Origin of the sequence: Providencia sp. PROV004 (assembly GCF_011045615.1) — a bacterium.
In the GTDB taxonomy this organism is placed as follows: domain Bacteria; phylum Pseudomonadota; class Gammaproteobacteria; order Enterobacterales; family Enterobacteriaceae; genus Providencia; species Providencia rettgeri.
In genome coordinates this window covers 407,589-423,871 of sequence record NZ_CP042859.1, presented here as the reverse complement: position 1 = coordinate 423,871, position 16,283 = coordinate 407,589, and the positions used below count along the sequence as shown (strand labels likewise).

Sequence of the window (16,283 nt, the reverse complement as noted above, 5' to 3'; positions counted from 1 at the left end):
ATAAACAAAAGGGGTAGTTTTTTACCCCTTCTGGTGATTCGTCTGTACAATGTTCTTATTTTACAGCTTCTTTCAGTGCTTTACCGGCAGAGAAAGCGGGTACAGTTGTAGCAGGAATTTGAATTTCTGCTTTAGTTTGTGGGTTACGACCAGTACGCGCAGCACGGTGGCTAACTTTAAAAGTACCGAAACCGACCAGTTGGACTTGCTCGCCTTTTTTCAGCGTTTCAGAAATAGCATTCAGAGTAGATTCTAATGCCGCTTTTGCCTGAACTTTGGTCAGGTCCGCTGATTCTGCGATAGCATCAACTAATTCAGTCTTATTCATAAATTATCCTTACACAGTGTGTTTATCGTTTGCAAAGCATCGAGTGCGTCGGATATGCCAAATTGACAGCCCCTGATACACGCCCCCGATAGCCACTTCTTCTCGCCCCTAAATGTAGACCAGAGTAGGGGCAAATGTGAAGTCTTAGTACTCAGCATTACTGCGTCAAGTCACGTTTTCGATAATGAAAATGCGAAAATCAGCTTAAAGTAATACCTATATTGCTCACCCCCGCTTCGCGGAGGTCAGATTTTAATCCTTTAATTAACTCTAAGTCGCGCTCTTCACAAGCTGCCAGTAAGCGGAAAATGTCCCACTGGATATCCCATTCCTCTTCAACGGCCGGGATTTCTTTGAGTTCTTCTTCTGTCATTTCCCGCCCTGCTTGAGTCATTTCGAGCATGGCAACTGTACGAATGGATGCTTCGCTAACCAATATTGCGTGTTCGAGGGTTTCACCGCTCAATTTCGAATGAATAATTTCACCTAATGCAATACAGGCATCAATAGCTGGATACACACCATACATATCGAAATCATCTGCTGATGGGATAATTTCTTCTAATTTTTCTAACTGATTGTCGAAATTGACTTTGCTATCTTTAATGACCAAAGTTTCCCAAACTAAATCAAGGATGGAACGATAAACTTTTGCATCGGCAAATTCAGTTTGCTGACAAAACATTTGAAAGTTCGGATACATTCTTTCACATAGGCTCGCCATGAAAGTTGTATGTTGCCAGCTTTCTAATTTTTCCAACCTCAAATGAATGGGATTTCTTAACATAATTTCTGACTCATCAATCTTAATACTTCGCAGTTTACCTGAAAATCTGTCAATGCCACATATTTTGCTGATAATTAGCTGATTTTCTCATTCATTCGCTTAAAAAACGTTCGATTTGATGCAATTCCGTCAGCAAAACGCGTCGGTTCCGGCAACCGATAGCCTCTTAGACACTGCTTAACCCACGCTAGGGAAGACGAAAAACCTACTTTATGCCCCGGCGAAACATATAATGGTTTGCAGCATTTTTTACTCCGCAACACCCAACCGAGTTGATTTTCACCTGCCATTAACGGCTGAACACTTTCAGGCTCTTCACTTAACTCAACCGCATCACCACATAAACGGCTTTTTGCTACACCAATTGTGGCTATATTCGCTTGTAACCCAAAATGGCAGGCAACACCAAACCGCCGCGGATGTGCAATCCCTTGCCCATCCACAAGCACTAATTCAGGTTTGTTTTGTATTTTTTCCCACGCCGCCATTAACCCTGGGACTTCACGAAAAGAAAGTAATCCCGGAATATAAGGCAATTGAGTCGGTATTCGAGCTATTTGATACTCAACAAGTTCTAACTGTGGCCAAGATAGTACAGCTACCACTGCACGTGTAATAGTGCCTTGCTGTTCAAAGCCTACATCGGCTCCACCAATCAATTTGAGTGGTGGAAATTCATCCTGCAAAATAATTTTTGAAGCTTGGCTAGTTTGTTCTTTTCGTAATCGTTGAGTATCTAAAACCATCATGCGTCCATTGCTTATGAGATTTAATTATTCTTAATCATAGATGATAATGGTGTACTTACAAGATTCTATAAATACACCACAAATCAAGAAGATCAATAAACAATAATTATTGATGATATTGGCGGGATAAACGGTGAACTGCATCGACAAATGCACCTGCATGCTCAGGTGGAACATCCTGATGGATACCATGACCTAAATTAAATACGTGCCCTTCACCTTGACCGAAGCCTGATAGAATATTTTGCACTTCTTCTTCTATACGAGCCGGTGGCGCATATAACATGGATGGGTCCATATTACCTTGTAAAGCAACTTTATCACCGACACGACGACGAGCATCTGCAATTTCAGTCGTCCAATCAAGCCCTAATGCATCGCAACCCGTTGCAGCCATTTCCTCTAACCACTGGCCGCCACCTTTAGTGAATAAGGTGACAGGAACACGGCGACCGTCATCTTCACGAATTAAGCCATCAATAATTTTATGCATATAATTCAATGAAAACTGTAAATAATCACGCTTAGTTAAGACCCCACCCCATGTGTCAAAAATCATCACGGACTGTGCACCTGCTCGAATTTGAGCATTCAAGTATAAAATGACACTATCTGCCAGTTTATCTAATAACAAATGCAATGTGTTCGGGTCTTCGTACATCATCTTTTTGATTTTAGTGAATGCTTTGCTACTGCCGCCTTCCACCATATAAGTTGCCAGTGTCCACGGGCTACCAGAGAAACCAATTAGTGGCACACTACCTTCAAGCGCTTTACGGATGGCACGAACTGCATCCATCACATAACCAAGTTCCATTTCAGGATCAGGAATAGGGATATTTTTTACATCTGCTGCGCTCATAATCGGTTTATGAAAACGTGGGCCTTCACCCGTTTCGAAATATAACCCAAGCCCCATTGCATCAGGGATAGTGAGAATATCAGAAAATAAAATTGCAGCGTCTAATGGAAAACGACGTAATGGCTGTAATGTCACTTCACAAGCCAATTCGGTATTTTTGCACAGAGCAATAAAATCACCAGCTTCAGCGCGTGTTGCTTTATATTCAGGCAGGTAACGCCCTGCTTGACGCATCATCCATACAGGGGTCACATCTACAGGCTGACGTAGCAAAGCGCGTAGATAGCGGTCATTTTTTAACTCAGTCATTATTTACTCCATTATTATAAGTGGCCGCCGCAAATGGCTAAGAGCGAAGTTCATTATTGTATCATGTTAATGGTAACAATATCAGCGCTGTGCTATTTGCCCGTTTCATATTCACTCTGACGACACAATGCGACCGTATCTTCAATCAAACGTCTAGCGATTGTGTCTGCCGGTGGGATCAATGGTAATTCATTGTAATGATACCAATTTGCGCTCACCAGTTCCTTAGGGTCTACTTTAATATCACCACTCTCATAATCCGCGAGAAAGCCCATCATTAAGGAATGAGGAAAAGGCCATGGTTGTGAAGATACGTAACGAATATTTTTCACTTTTATATGGCTTTCTTCCATGACTTCGCGCATAACAGCTTCTTCTAATGTTTCACCAACTTCAACAAAACCCGCAAGTACAGTAAATAATGGATTTTGCGAATGGCGCCGGTGCTGAGCCAATAGAATATGGTCATCACGGCGGATTCCCACAATAATACAAGGGGCAATCTGCGGGTAATAACGCTCATGGCAATGGTCACACAAACACGCCCATTCTGTTTCGCTATGGCGCATTGCCGTACCACAATAGCCGCAATAACGATGAGAGCGATAGAATTCCGCCAATTGCACACCTCGCCCAGCAAGACGAAATAAACCTTCATCTTGCGCAGCAACGATACGGGGAGATGCCATATCTGATGGCATTTTTTCGGCGATCAACCAGACAATTTCCCCTTGCCACTCACCGATTGGCGTTGCTGTTTTTCCTTCTAACAAATAGTCCTTTGCCATACCTCGTGGAATATCCCCATGAGGTAACCACAAACGCCCGGAAAAACAGATAAACCACCAACCACTTTCTGTTCCTGATAATTTTAACTTATTCATTTTTCACATCTTTTGTTAGTTTTTATTGTCGATAAGATCAATCTATTAATGACACAATACACTTCTTTGACACAATGTCATTCAAACGTTTGTTTCATTATTTTTCTTTGTCAATTTTGACACTTTTTAGACGTTCCATTCCATAAAATGTCTAAAAACTGTCATAAAAGGATCAACTAACTGTCACTTCTTAAAATTAGGATGCTAAGTAACCAATACGGTTCACCGTTCTGCAAAAGTGAGAAAATAATGAAAACTATCGTTCCTGCGATTTTACTATCATTGACCGCATCCAGTGTGACATTAGCTGCTGATGCTAATTTAGCAGAGTTAATCGATGCAGCGAAAAAAGAAGGGCAAGTTTACAGCGTTGGAATGCCTGATACTTGGGCTAACTGGAAAGGAACTTGGCAAGACTTAGCGACACAATATGGGTTGAAGCATCAAGATACTGATATGAGCTCCGCTCAAGAAATTGCCAAATTTGCCGCAGAAAAAAATAATGCAACGGCAGATATTGGTGATGTCGGTGCTTCTTTTGGGCCTGTTGCCGTGCAAAAGGGAGTGACTCAACCTTATAAACCAACAACGTGGTCACAAATTCCTGATTGGGCAAAAGACAAAGACGGTCATTGGGCTTTAGCCTATACGGGGTCTATCGCTTTTATGATTAATAATGATTTAGTGAAAGATGCACCGAAAAGCTGGGATGATTTACTGAAAGGGAAATATAAAGTCACCGTTGGGGATGTTGGTATCGCTGCACAAGCCAATAATGCTGTACTAGCTGCCGCATTTGCCCGTGGTGGTGATGAAAATAACCTAAAACCTGCCATTGAGTTTTTTGCTGAACTCGCCAAACAAAAACGCCTATCCGTTAATGATCCAACTGTCGCAAATATCGAAAAAGGTGAAGTCGAAGTTGGCATCTTATGGGACTTCAACGCACTGAATTACCGTGATCAGATCAATCGTGATCGCTTTACAGTTGTGATCCCATCTGACGGTTCTGTCATTTCAGGTTACACCACTATCATCAATAAATTTGCCAAAAACCCAAATGCGGCAAAATTAGCTCGTGAATTTATTTTCAGTGATAAAGGCCAATTAAACCTTGCAGAAGGCTATGCTCGACCAATTCGTGCACAATATTTAACCTTACCTGATGATATTAAAGCCAAATTACTACCCGAAGAACAATATAAAAATGTTCAACCCATTAAGAATGCAGAAGGTTGGGAAAAGTCGTCTCGTAATCTCCCTAAAATGTGGCAACAGCAAGTTTTGATCCACCAGCAGTAATTTAATGTATTGATTTTAGGAAAAAATTGATGTCTGAGAAAGTCATACTTGTTGTCCTTGACGGTTTAAGTTATTCAGTAGCCCATCATTGTATGGGCTATCTCAACGGTTTAATCAAAGCCGACAGTGCAACACTTTACCGATTAGAGTGCGAGCTTCCTTCGATGTCTCGCCCTCTATATGAATGTATACTAACGGGAGTTCCACCTGTCAAAAGCGGTATTGTAAATAACCAAATTGTCCGGTTATCCCATTTTGACAGCATATTCTCTCTTGCTCGCCTTGCAGGTAAAACAACTGCCGCCGCTGCTTATTATTGGGTGAGTGAACTGTATAACCGAGCACCTTTCGTAGCAACAAGAGACCGTTTTACCCATGATGAGTCGCTAACCATCCAACATGGCTGCTTTTATCAAGCAGATCATTACCCTGATGACCATTTATTTGTTGATGCGGAATATTTACGTAGTCAATTTGATCCTGATTTCTTATTGATTCACCCTATGAATATAGATGATACAGGGCATAAGTTTGGCTTTGATTCCCCACAATACCGTAATGCAGCACGCCATGCAGATATTATCCTGTCGAATTATATTCCTACATGGGTTGAGCAAGGTTATCAAATTCTGATCACGAGTGATCACGGTATGAATAATGATCGCAGCCACGGAGGGACACTCCCTGAAGAGTGTTTAGTTCCATTGTTTGTTGTCGGTTCGCAATTTTCTCATCAACCCTGCAATATTGAGCAAACTGAGATTTGTGGAACCATTTGTCGTTTACTTGGAACCCACTCTCTCGATAAACCAGTTTGTGATGCGCTGTTACAAGGAGATTTGTAATGGCTGATATTCCTGCCCCCTGTGAACAGGCATACCAACAACAGGGAAAAATTGCCATGTTAAAAAAACGCTTTGCTCGTTTTCATTGGCGCGCTGCACTGCTACTGCTGCCATTCTTTGTGCTGTTTAGTCTATTCCAAATCGCCCCAATGATTTGGGTGCTAATTAATAGCTTTATCTACGAAGAAGCATGGTCATTAGGTAACTACCTTGAAGTATTCAATAATGATTTTTACTTACAAGCGTTTGAAAATACCCTATGGCTTTCCGTTATTTGCAGTGTAATTGGCTTATTCATTTCCAGTATCACGGCATTTTCCATTTATAAAATGCAAGGGAAAATTCGCCGGATAATGATCTCCTTCACCACCATGGCCAGTAATTTCAGCGGTGTACCCCTTGCTTTTGCATTCATTATTATTTTGGGCTTCAACGGCGCGATTACCTTACAACTCAAGGCATGGGGAATTATCGAAGATTTTAATATATACAGTGCCAGCGGGTTAATGCTGTTGTATGTGTATTTTCAGATCCCATTAGGCGTTTTGTTGCTCTACCCCGCCTTTGATGCACTAAAACCGGAGTGGGAAGACGCTGCGAAAACAATGGGAGCAAGCAAGATAACCTATTGGTTAAAAGTTGCTATTCCAGTGCTTTCCCCTGCTTTACTTGGTACTTTTATTATCCTAATTGCTAATGCCATGGGCGCATACGCCAGTACTTATGCCTTAACGAGTGGTAATTACAACCTTGTGACTATCCGAATTGCCAGTTTAGTTTCCGGCGATTTATTTCTCGAACCGAATATGGCTGCTGCGTTATCAATGCTACTTATCGCTATCTTAGCTTTTATTACTGCTATCCATCATTGGTTAATCAAGCGGAGCTACCATGCAAAATAATAATGTGATTAGCCAAATGATAACCAATAACAATAAACCCTCTGGATTATGGCTCCATAAGTTAGTATTAATCAGTGTTGCTAGCCTATTAGCGCTACCTATTATTGCCACATTTTTGTATTCCATCGCCAGCTCTTGGGGAGCCACTGTGCTACCCGATGCCTTGTCCATCAAATGGTATCTACAATTGTGGCAAGACCCGCGTTTTCTCATGGCATTTGGTCGTTCATTAATAATTTGCTTTGGTACGTTGCTGGTTAGCACATTAATTATTTTGCCGATGACATTTGCGGTATTTTATCGGTTCCCTAAACTCAAAGGGGTGATGGATTTACTGATTATTTTACCCTTTGCGATTCCGCCTGTCGTCTCGTCGGTGGGCTTGCTGCAAATATTTGCCGATGAACCATTCATGTTAGTTGGCACTCCTTGGATCCTGATTGGTACTTATTTCACCATCACGTTACCTTTTATGTATCGTGCTCTTGCGAATAGCTTTCAAGGTATTAATTTACATGACTTAATGGACGCTGCACATTTACTCGGCGCCAGTACTTTCCAAGCTTTTATGATGATTGTGTTACCAAATATTCGCAAAGGTATGTTGGTCTCATTATTAATTTCATTTTCATTTTTAATGGGTGAATTTGTGTTTGCCAATATTCTAGTGGGAACACGTTATGAAACCTTGCAAATCTATCTTTTCAATATGCGACAAACCAGCGGACATTTCACTTCTGCTCTGGTGATGTCATATTTTCTGTTTACCTTATTGCTGACATGGTTAGCAATGCGATTAAATCGTTCAGGAGATGAATGATGAGTTATGTTATTGCGGAAAACTTAGCTAAATCTTTTGGTACTAATCAGGTATTTGCTGATATTCAGTTTACTATCGAAAAAGGCGAATTTATTACCCTACTGGGCCCAAGTGGTTGCGGAAAATCAACTTTATTACGCTGTATCGCAGGACTTGAACAACTTAATGATGGTGAACTTTATATTAATCGCCAGAATGTAACCCACCAAGCTGCGCAGCAACGCGGGGTGGGTATGGTGTTCCAAAGTTATGCGTTATTTCCCAATATGACTGTGGTTGACAATATCGCGTTTGGTTTAAAAATGCGTAAAACTGATAGCCAAGCAAGGTCTAAAGCAGTCGCTGAAGTGATCGAATTAGTTGAGTTACAAGGAAAAGAACAACAATTTCCCCATCAGCTATCAGGTGGACAGCGTCAACGAGTAGCACTCGCAAGGGCATTAGTCATGAAACCGCAAATTTTGTTACTTGATGAGCCACTGTCTGCTCTTGATGCTCGCATTCGCAAGCACTTACGCCAGCAAATTCGCCAGATTCAACGCGAATTAGGTTTAACGACAATTTTTGTTACTCATGATCAAGATGAAGCGATGATTATGTCTGACCGTATTTTTCTTATGAATAAAGGCCAGATAGTGCAAAGTGGCACGGCAGAGAATATTTATACCCAACCAGCAACAGAATTTGTCGCTCGGTTTATGGGGCATTACAACCTTGTTGACTCCAAAAAAGCCAATACGATGTTAGGTCTTAATTTACAAGGTACACTTGCTATCCGCCCTGAGTCTATATATGTCAAAGAAGCAGGTCGCCAATATGGTAGCCATATTTCTCACCCTGTTGATGCTATTATTGTTGACCATCAATTATTGGGAAATATCATTCGTTATAGCGTCGATACACCTGCTGGTCACATGACAGTTGATTTACTCAATCGCTCATCTGAGCGTTTATTTGAACCGGGCACTCGCCTTGAATTGATGTTTAATAAAAATGAAATTCGCGCACTTAGTTAATAAGTAGATAGGAATATAATGCAAAACCAACTGGCCATTTTTGACTTAGATGATACGTTAATTCAAGGTGATAGCAGCGTATTGTGGACGCAATATCTGTGGGACAGGCAAATTATCAACGACCCACAGTTTGTAGAGGCGGATAAAGCCATGATGGCGCAATATAATGCAGGCACATTAGATATGCCGACTTACTTACGTTTTAACCTGCAAACTCTCGCCAATGTAAAAACGGAACAAGTAGATATCTGGCTGGATGATTTTGTACAAAGCGTGATTTTACCGCGGATCTACCCTGAAGCGATTAGAACGATCGCAAATTATCGAGCTAAAAGGATCCCGATTATTGTAATCTCCGCAACTGTTTCATTTATTGTGAAAAAGATCGCCGAAAAACTTGGTGCAGACGTCGCCATGGGGATCGATATTAAACAACAAAATGGCTGCTATACGACCGAAATTGACGGTATCCCAACCTTTAAAGAAGGCAAGGTTAAACGCCTTATGGATTGGGTTCGCCACCAGCCAATCACTGATGCCTATGTATATTTTTATACCGATTCTGCCAACGACCTGCCCATGTGCCAATTTGCCGATGAAGTATTTATTATCAACGGCGACGAACGCCTAACGCAAGCCGCACTCGAACACAATTGGCCACAATATCAGTGGAATTTATAAACCTTATTTTTATCTCAGCCTTGATTTCAATTTTTTAGGTTTTAACTAACTCGCCTTTCAAAGGTTCCTCTAAATTATTCGTGCTAGAGGAAGGAGATAAATAGAATTATCCCGATGAGCATACACAAGTATGTGACTTGGGGAGCCGAGCGCAGCCAACGCACTTATCGCTTGAAGAATGACGAGAAAATAATCTTATCCCACTCTAATTTCTTCTTTCCTCTAAATAATTCAAGTGAGAAGAAGGCGGTAAGCGAGAATATCCCAAGGAGCATACACAAGTATGTGACTTGGGGAGCCGAGCGCAGCCAACGCACTTATCGCTTGAAGAATGACGAGAAAATAATCTTATCCCACTCTAATTTCTTCTTTCCTCTAAATAATTCAAGTGAGAAGAAGGCGGTAAGCGAGAATATCCCAAGGAGCATACATAAGTATGTGACTTGGGGAGCCGAGCGCAGCCAACGCACTTATCGCTTGAAGAATGACGAGGAAATAACCTTATTCCACTTTAATTTCCTCTTTCCTCTAAATAATTCAAGCGAGAAGAAGGCGGTAAACGAGGATATCCCAAGGAGCATACATAAGTATGTGACTTGGGGAGCCGAGCGCAGCCAACGCACTTATCGCTTGAAGAATGACGAGAAAATAATCTTATCCCACTCTAATTTCTTCTTTCCTCTAAATAATTCAAGTGAGAAGAAGGCGGTAAGCGAGAATATCCCAAGGAGCATACACAAGTATGTGACTTGGGGAGCCGAGCGCAGCCAACGCACTTATCACGCGAAGAATGACGAGAAAATAATCTTATCCCACTCTAATTTCTTCTTTCCTCTAAATAATTCAAGTGAGAAGAAGGCGGTAAACGAGGATATCCCAAGGAGCATACACAAGTATGTGACTTGGGGAGCCGAGCGCAGCCAACGCACTTATCGCTTGAAGAATGACGAGGAAAGCTTATACTGAAATCTCTTGTCGGAGTGCCTAGCATGCATAGCATCGGGCTGAGACCGTTAATTCGGGATCCGCGGAACCTGATCGGGTTAATACCCGCGAAGGGAACAAGAGTAATCACTCAGCGTCTTTTTGCCATCTCTCATTTGGCTAAAAATTAAACGCAATGTCTTTTTATTACTCCTCCGAACTCCTGACAAGCAACTTTCTTTCGATAAACCCGCTACACACTTAGCTGTGATAGCCGTGACAATGTCAGGAAATTGCTATGTCCAATAATACACAACAAAATATCATCCCTACAGCTGATTTATCGCCACAAGCAGCACCCGCTCGCACTCGTAAAGCCCAACGTGATGCCGCTGAAAACTTTATCAACACTGTTTCTGGCGTTTCATTTCCCAATTCTGAACGTATTTATCTTCAAGGTTCAAGAGACGATATCCAAGTCCCAATGCGAGAAATTCAGCTTTCGCAAACCCTTATTGGTGGCGACAAAGACAACCCGCAATTTGAAGACAACGAACCCGTTCCTATCTACGACACTTCAGGCCCTTACGGCGACCCAACATCAGAACTCAACGTTCACAAAGGCTTGAAAAAAATTCGTGCGCCATGGATAAGTGAACGTGCTGATACCGTACCTGTCGAAAATTTAAGTTCCGATTTTACTCAACAACGCCTTGCTGATGCAGGCCTTGACCATCTACGCTTTAACAACCGTCCCCACCCGTTAAAAGCCCAAACTAACAAGTGTGTTACCCAATTACATTACGCACGCAAAGGTATCATTACCCCTGAAATGGAGTTTATTGCAATCCGCGAAAATATGGGACGTGAACGTATTCGTGGCGAAGTTTTATTGCAACAACATCCAGGCCAAGGCTTTGGCGCAAATTTGCCAGAGAATATTACCCCTGAATTTGTTCGCCAAGAAGTGGCGGCGGGTCGCGCTATTATCCCAGCCAATATCAACCATCCCGAATCAGAACCAATGATTATTGGTCGTAATTTCTTGGTTAAGGTTAATGCCAATATTGGTAATTCATCGGTCACCTCATCCATTGAAGAAGAAGTAGAAAAACTGATTTGGTCAACACGCTGGGGGGCAGATACCGTCATGGATTTATCCACTGGCCGTTATATCCACGAAACCCGCGAATGGATTTTACGTAATAGCCCCGTGCCTATTGGTACAGTTCCGATTTACCAAGCCCTCGAAAAAGTGAACGGCGTCGCCGAAAATCTCACGTGGGAAATGTTCCGTGACACATTATTAGAGCAAGCAGAACAAGGTGTCGATTACTTCACTATCCATGCCGGCGTATTGCTACGCTATGTGCCAATGACAGCTAAACGCCTAACAGGGATCGTCTCTCGCGGTGGCTCTATCATGGCAAAATGGTGCTTGTCTCATCACCAAGAAAATTTCCTGTATGAGCACTTCCGTGAAATCTGTGAAATTTGTGCCGCTTACGACGTTTCCTTGTCGTTAGGGGATGGACTACGCCCCGGTTCAATTCAAGACGCCAACGACCAAGCTCAATTTGCCGAGCTCCATACCCTTGGTGAGCTCACAAAAATTGCGTGGGAATATGATGTTCAAGTCATGATTGAAGGTCCCGGCCACGTACCAATGCAAATGATCCGCCGCAATATGACCGAAGAGTTAGAGCACTGCCACGAAGCGCCATTCTATACGTTAGGGCCTCTAACAACAGATATTGCTCCGGGTTATGACCACTTTACCTCTGGTATTGGTGCCGCCATGATCGGTTGGTTTGGCTGTGCGATGTTATGTTATGTCACCCCTAAAGAGCACTTAGGATTACCGAACAAAGAAGATGTTAAACAAGGGCTAATCACTTATAAGATTGCAGCCCATGCCGCTGACCTTGCTAAAGGCCACCCAGGTGCACAGATCCGTGATAACGCCATGTCCAAAGCCCGTTTTGAATTCCGCTGGGAAGACCAATTTAACTTGGCGTTAGATCCTGAAACTGCTCGCAAATATCACGATGAAACCTTACCACAAGCCTCTGGGAAAATTGCTCATTTCTGTTCTATGTGTGGGCCTAAATTCTGTTCAATGAAAATATCCCAAGAGGTTCGTGACTACGCGGCCCAAAAAGAAGCAAATGAAAAAGAAGCGGGTATGGAACAGATGTCAGAAGCCTTCCGTGCCCATGGCAGCGAACTCTATCACGGTGCTGAAATTGTGAATGCTGAGGTGGATGAAAATGCCAAAATTGCCTAATGCTATAACTCTCCCAAATAGCCCTTTTCCTGAGACTGCACAACGCCTTGGGCTTTATCCCGTTGTGGATTCCGTTGAATGGATTGAACGTTTGCTTAATGCAGGTGTTTCCACAATTCAATTGCGTATCAAAGACAAATCTGACGCAGATGTTCGTGATGAGATTCAACAAGCTATTGCGCTCGGGGAAAAACATAACGCACGCTTATTCATTAATGATTACTGGCGGTTAGCGGTCGAGTTTGGTGCTTATGGCGTACATTTAGGCCAAGAAGATTTGGAAACTACCGATTTATTAGCAATCCACCAAGCGGGCTTACGGTTAGGAATATCAACGCACGATGAGCATGAATTGGCTATCGCAAAATCGGTTCGCCCTTCCTACATTGCCATGGGGCATATCTTTCCAACACAAACCAAAGAGATGCCTTCTTCGCCTCAGGGTTTAGAAACACTTAAAGCCATGGTGGAAGCAACACCTGATTACCCAACGGTAGCCATTGGTGGGATTTCCATTGATAAAGTGCCTGACGTGCTAGCAACTGGAGTGGGGAGTGTCGCGCTAGTCAGTGCGATTACTAAAGCCGATGATTGGCGCGCCGCAACAGAAACTTTGCTGAATTTAATTGAGCGGGATCACGCCAATTAGTCGATTTTTAATCACAAAATTAGCCCTAGTTTATCGTCATAAAAACAGGGCTAATGATGATTTAAGGAATTCAATCATGTTAAGTGACCAAGAATTCATGCGTTACAGCCGCCAGCTATTACTTGAAGACATCAGTCCTGAGGGGCAACAAAAACTGAAAAATAGCAAAGTCCTAATTGTCGGTTTAGGGGGCTTAGGCTCTCCCGCATCCCTTTATTTAACGGGCGCTGGTGTCGGCGAATTGTGGCTAGCTGACCACGATGACTTACACGTTTCTAACTTACAACGGCAGGTACTTTACGATACCGATGATATTGGCCAGTCAAAAGCCCAGCTTGCCGCAGATAGGCTACATCAACTCAATCCGTTGGTAAGAACCCATGTTATCGCACAAAAGTTGGATGTTGAGACTTTAATTCCATTAGCGGAACAAGTCGACTTAGTGCTTGATTGCTGCGATAACATGGCCACTCGTCATGCAGTTAATGCCGCCTGTGTCATGACCAATACAACCTTAGTCAGCGGCAGTGCTGTTGGGTTTGGTGGCCAATTAATGGTACTTGAGCCGCCATTTAGTACCGGTTGCTATGCCTGTTTATACCCAGACCAAGATGAACCCGAACGCAACTGCCGCACTGCTGGGGTATTAGGGCCAGTGGTTGGGATTATCGGCACGTTGCAAGCACTGGAAGCCATTAAATTACTTGTCGGCCTTCCCTCTTCACTGAGCGGTAAATTGCGTTTATTCGATGGAAAACAGCAACAATGGAATACATTGCAATTAATGCCATCACTGCAATGTCCAATCTGTCGGGAAGAAACATGCATATCATAATTAATGACCAACCTATGGAATTCGACGCCCCACTGACGGTTAATCAATTATTTTCCACTCTCGATCGCCCAATGGTGGGAACTGCACTTGCCATCAATCAAGTGATCATTCCGAAGAGTCAGTGGGATTCATATCTCATTAATGACCAAGATAATATCTTGTTGTTTCAAGCTATCGCGGGGGGCTAATGATGTTAAAAATCGCAGATTTTACTTTTCACTCACGCCTATTTACTGGAACAGGTAAATTTGCCAGCGCCAACCTCATGCAAGACGCCATTGCGGCATCCGGCAGTCAATTAGTGACAATGGCAATGAAACGTATTGATTTACGTGGGCAAGATGACGGTATTTTACAACCTCTACAACAATTGGGCGTGAAACTATTACCGAATACCTCAGGGGCGAAAAATGCCCAAGAGGCGATATTTGCTGCACGCCTAGCTCGTGAAGCCCTTGGTACTAACTGGGTCAAACTCGAAATCCATCCGGATATGCGTTATTTACTACCGGATCCCATCGAGACATTACTCGCCGCAGAGCAGCTCGTTAAAGAGGGATTTGTTGTATTGCCTTATTGCAGCGTAGACCCGGTGTTATGCCGTCGTTTAGAAGAAGTTGGCTGTGCCGCTGTGATGCCATTAGGCGCACCGATTGGCACAAACAAAGGCTTAGCAACGAAAGAAATGCTCCGTATCATTATTGAACAAGCTTCTGTACCTGTCGTTGTAGATGCCGGAATTGGTGCACCAAGCCATGCGGCAGAAGCCATCGAAATGGGCGCTGATGCCGTTTTAGTCAACACTGCAATCGCTGTAGCAAAACAACCTGTACTCATGGCAAAAGCGTTTAAACTCGCGGTCGAAGCGGCTGAATTAGCTTATCAAAGTGGTTTAGCTACGCCGAAGCAACAGGCGCAAGCGTCCAGCCCATTGACCAGTTTCTTAGGGGCCTTATCATGATCCCAAGCTTCCAAGAACGCTTACAAGCACTGGATTGGGTCGATACGACACTGCGGATAAACAGTAAAACACCTGCCGATGTAGAACATGCTTTAGCGGTGGATATACTCACACTCGATGATTTTATGGCACTGCTTTCCCCTGCTGCCCGTCCCTATATTGAGCTGATGGCACAAAAAGCTCAGAAACTCACCCGACAACGCTTTGGCCATGCCGTTGGGTTTTATGTTCCACTTTATTTATCGAACCTATGCGCAAACGATTGTACTTATTGCGGTTTTTCGATGAGTAATAAAATTAAACGTAAAACGCTAAATGACGCTGAAATTATCAATGAGTGCGAAACCATTCGCAAAATTGGTTTCGATAGCTTATTGCTAGTCACCGGAGAGCACCAGAGTAAAGTGGGTATGGACTATTTTCGTCACACATTCCCCATCATTCGCCCTTATTTCAGTTCCTTAATGATGGAAGTGCAGCCATTAAGCACAGATGAATATAAGGAATTAAAAACTCTGGGGTTAGATGGTGTGATGGTTTATCAAGAAACCTACCATGAGCCCACGTATCAACTCCATCACCTCAAAGGCAAAAAACAGGATTTTCACTGGCGCTTAGCCACGCCAGAACGCTTAGGAGAAGCGGGTATAGATAAAATCGGCCTTGGTGCGTTAATTGGTTTATCAAACAGTTGGCGTACTGATTGCTATATGGTTGCAGAACATTTGTTGTACCTACAGCAATACTACTGGCAAAGTCGTTATTCTATCTCTTTTCCTCGCTTACGCCCTTGTGCGGGTGGTGTTGAACCGGCATCACTGATGAATGAAGCCGAATTAGTGCAATTAATTTGTGCTTTTCGCTTACTGGCGCCAAATGTAGAGCTTTCACTCTCAACCCGTGAATCACCTTATTTCCGTGATAACGTGGTGCCATTGGCAATTAACAACGTCAGTGCTGGCTCGAAAACCCAACCAGGCGGCTATGCAGATACCAAAGAAGAGCTAGAACAATTTTCTCCAAATGATAACCGCAGTGCCGCACAAGTAGCGAATGCACTTGTGCAAGCCGGTTTACAGCCCGTTTGGAAAGATTGGGATGGTTATTTAGGCCGTTAGAATTTTACTGAAAAAGAGCATTAG

General features: G+C 43.0%; 18 protein-coding genes and 1 riboswitch. Of the genes, 13 read left to right on the top strand and 5 right to left on the bottom strand.

Annotated features, from left to right (window positions below; genetic code table 11):
• Nucleotides 1–55: 55 nt before the first annotated feature.
• From FVA69_RS01885 to nudC, 5 genes are all read right to left on the bottom strand, one after another.
• Nucleotides 56–328 (bottom strand): HU family DNA-binding protein, encoded by a 273-nt coding sequence (locus tag FVA69_RS01885; RefSeq protein ID WP_004264522.1) that lies wholly within the window; start codon nucleotides 326–328, stop codon nucleotides 56–58.
• A gap of 199 nt (nucleotides 329–527) precedes the next feature.
• A complete protein-coding gene (locus tag FVA69_RS01880; RefSeq protein ID WP_109913182.1) occupies nucleotides 528–1,115 on the bottom strand; it encodes a YjaG family protein in 588 nt (195 codons plus the stop codon).
• Between the two features lie 74 nt (nucleotides 1,116–1,189).
• On the bottom strand, nucleotides 1,190–1,861 hold the full coding sequence (gene nfi, locus FVA69_RS01875; protein WP_164529313.1) for a deoxyribonuclease V: 672 nt from the start codon (nucleotides 1,859–1,861) through the stop codon (nucleotides 1,190–1,192).
• Nucleotides 1,862–1,970: 109 nt separating this feature from the next.
• Nucleotides 1,971–3,035: a uroporphyrinogen decarboxylase gene (gene hemE / locus FVA69_RS01870; RefSeq protein ID WP_164528311.1), complete on the bottom strand. Its 1,065-nt coding sequence runs from the start codon at nucleotides 3,033–3,035 to the stop codon at nucleotides 1,971–1,973.
• Between the two features lie 92 nt (nucleotides 3,036–3,127).
• Complete coding sequence (gene nudC, locus FVA69_RS01865; protein WP_115166454.1) at nucleotides 3,128–3,919, bottom strand: NAD(+) diphosphatase; 792 nt, start codon at nucleotides 3,917–3,919, stop codon at nucleotides 3,128–3,130.
• A 249-nt stretch (nucleotides 3,920–4,168) separates the two neighbouring features.
• Here nudC and FVA69_RS01860 point away from each other — a divergent pair, with 249 nt between their 5' ends.
• The 13 genes from FVA69_RS01860 to thiH all read left to right on the top strand — a co-directional run bounded on the left by FVA69_RS01860 (nucleotide 4,169) and on the right by thiH (nucleotide 16,259).
• Complete coding sequence (locus FVA69_RS01860; RefSeq protein ID WP_164528310.1) at nucleotides 4,169–5,221, top strand: ABC transporter substrate-binding protein; 1,053 nt, start codon at nucleotides 4,169–4,171, stop codon at nucleotides 5,219–5,221.
• Nucleotides 5,222–5,250: 29 nt separating this feature from the next.
• A complete protein-coding gene (locus FVA69_RS01855) occupies nucleotides 5,251–6,066 on the top strand; it encodes an alkaline phosphatase family protein (RefSeq protein ID WP_109913186.1) in 816 nt (271 codons plus the stop codon).
• Nucleotides 6,066–6,968 carry an ABC transporter permease gene (locus FVA69_RS01850; RefSeq protein WP_164528309.1) on the top strand — a complete coding sequence of 301 codons (903 nt, stop codon included), beginning with the start codon at nucleotides 6,066–6,068 and terminating at the stop codon, nucleotides 6,966–6,968. The genes FVA69_RS01855 and FVA69_RS01850 overlap by 1 nt, the downstream gene beginning before the upstream one ends.
• Nucleotides 6,958–7,788, top strand: a complete 831-nt coding sequence (locus tag FVA69_RS01845; protein WP_416143299.1) for an ABC transporter permease — start codon at nucleotides 6,958–6,960, stop codon at nucleotides 7,786–7,788. Before FVA69_RS01850 ends, FVA69_RS01845 begins: the two co-directional genes overlap by 11 nt.
• A complete protein-coding gene (locus FVA69_RS01840; protein WP_164529311.1) occupies nucleotides 7,788–8,804 on the top strand; it encodes an ABC transporter ATP-binding protein in 1,017 nt (338 codons plus the stop codon). The genes FVA69_RS01845 and FVA69_RS01840 overlap by 1 nt, the downstream gene beginning before the upstream one ends.
• Before the next feature lie 18 nt (nucleotides 8,805–8,822).
• Nucleotides 8,823–9,485: an HAD family hydrolase gene (locus tag FVA69_RS01835; protein WP_110731451.1), complete on the top strand. Its 663-nt coding sequence runs from the start codon at nucleotides 8,823–8,825 to the stop codon at nucleotides 9,483–9,485.
• A 114-nt stretch (nucleotides 9,486–9,599) separates the two neighbouring features.
• Nucleotides 9,600–10,451 (top strand): hypothetical protein, encoded by an 852-nt coding sequence (locus tag FVA69_RS21585; protein WP_164528308.1) that lies wholly within the window; start codon nucleotides 9,600–9,602, stop codon nucleotides 10,449–10,451.
• A riboswitch (TPP riboswitch) is annotated at nucleotides 10,452–10,563 on the top strand.
• 144 nt (nucleotides 10,564–10,707) lie between these two features.
• Complete coding sequence (gene thiC / locus FVA69_RS01825) at nucleotides 10,708–12,696, top strand: phosphomethylpyrimidine synthase ThiC (RefSeq protein WP_123381798.1); 1,989 nt, start codon at nucleotides 10,708–10,710, stop codon at nucleotides 12,694–12,696.
• Nucleotides 12,680–13,345, top strand: coding sequence for a thiamine phosphate synthase (gene thiE / locus FVA69_RS01820; RefSeq protein ID WP_109913192.1), 666 nt, complete (start codon nucleotides 12,680–12,682; stop codon nucleotides 13,343–13,345). The genes thiC and thiE overlap by 17 nt, the downstream gene beginning before the upstream one ends.
• A gap of 76 nt (nucleotides 13,346–13,421) precedes the next feature.
• On the top strand, nucleotides 13,422–14,180 hold the full coding sequence (locus FVA69_RS01815; protein ID WP_004265857.1) for a HesA/MoeB/ThiF family protein: 759 nt from the start codon (nucleotides 13,422–13,424) through the stop codon (nucleotides 14,178–14,180).
• Nucleotides 14,168–14,368 (top strand): sulfur carrier protein ThiS, encoded by a 201-nt coding sequence (thiS, locus tag FVA69_RS01810; RefSeq protein ID WP_004265860.1) that lies wholly within the window; start codon nucleotides 14,168–14,170, stop codon nucleotides 14,366–14,368. The genes FVA69_RS01815 and thiS overlap by 13 nt, the downstream gene beginning before the upstream one ends.
• 2 nt (nucleotides 14,369–14,370) lie before the next feature.
• A complete protein-coding gene (locus FVA69_RS01805; protein WP_164529310.1) occupies nucleotides 14,371–15,141 on the top strand; it encodes a thiazole synthase in 771 nt (256 codons plus the stop codon).
• Entirely contained in the window at nucleotides 15,138–16,259 is a 1,122-nt protein-coding gene (gene thiH, locus FVA69_RS01800) for a 2-iminoacetate synthase ThiH (RefSeq protein WP_117163047.1), read from the top strand. Before FVA69_RS01805 ends, thiH begins: the two co-directional genes overlap by 4 nt.
• Nucleotides 16,260–16,283: the final 24 nt, after the last annotated feature.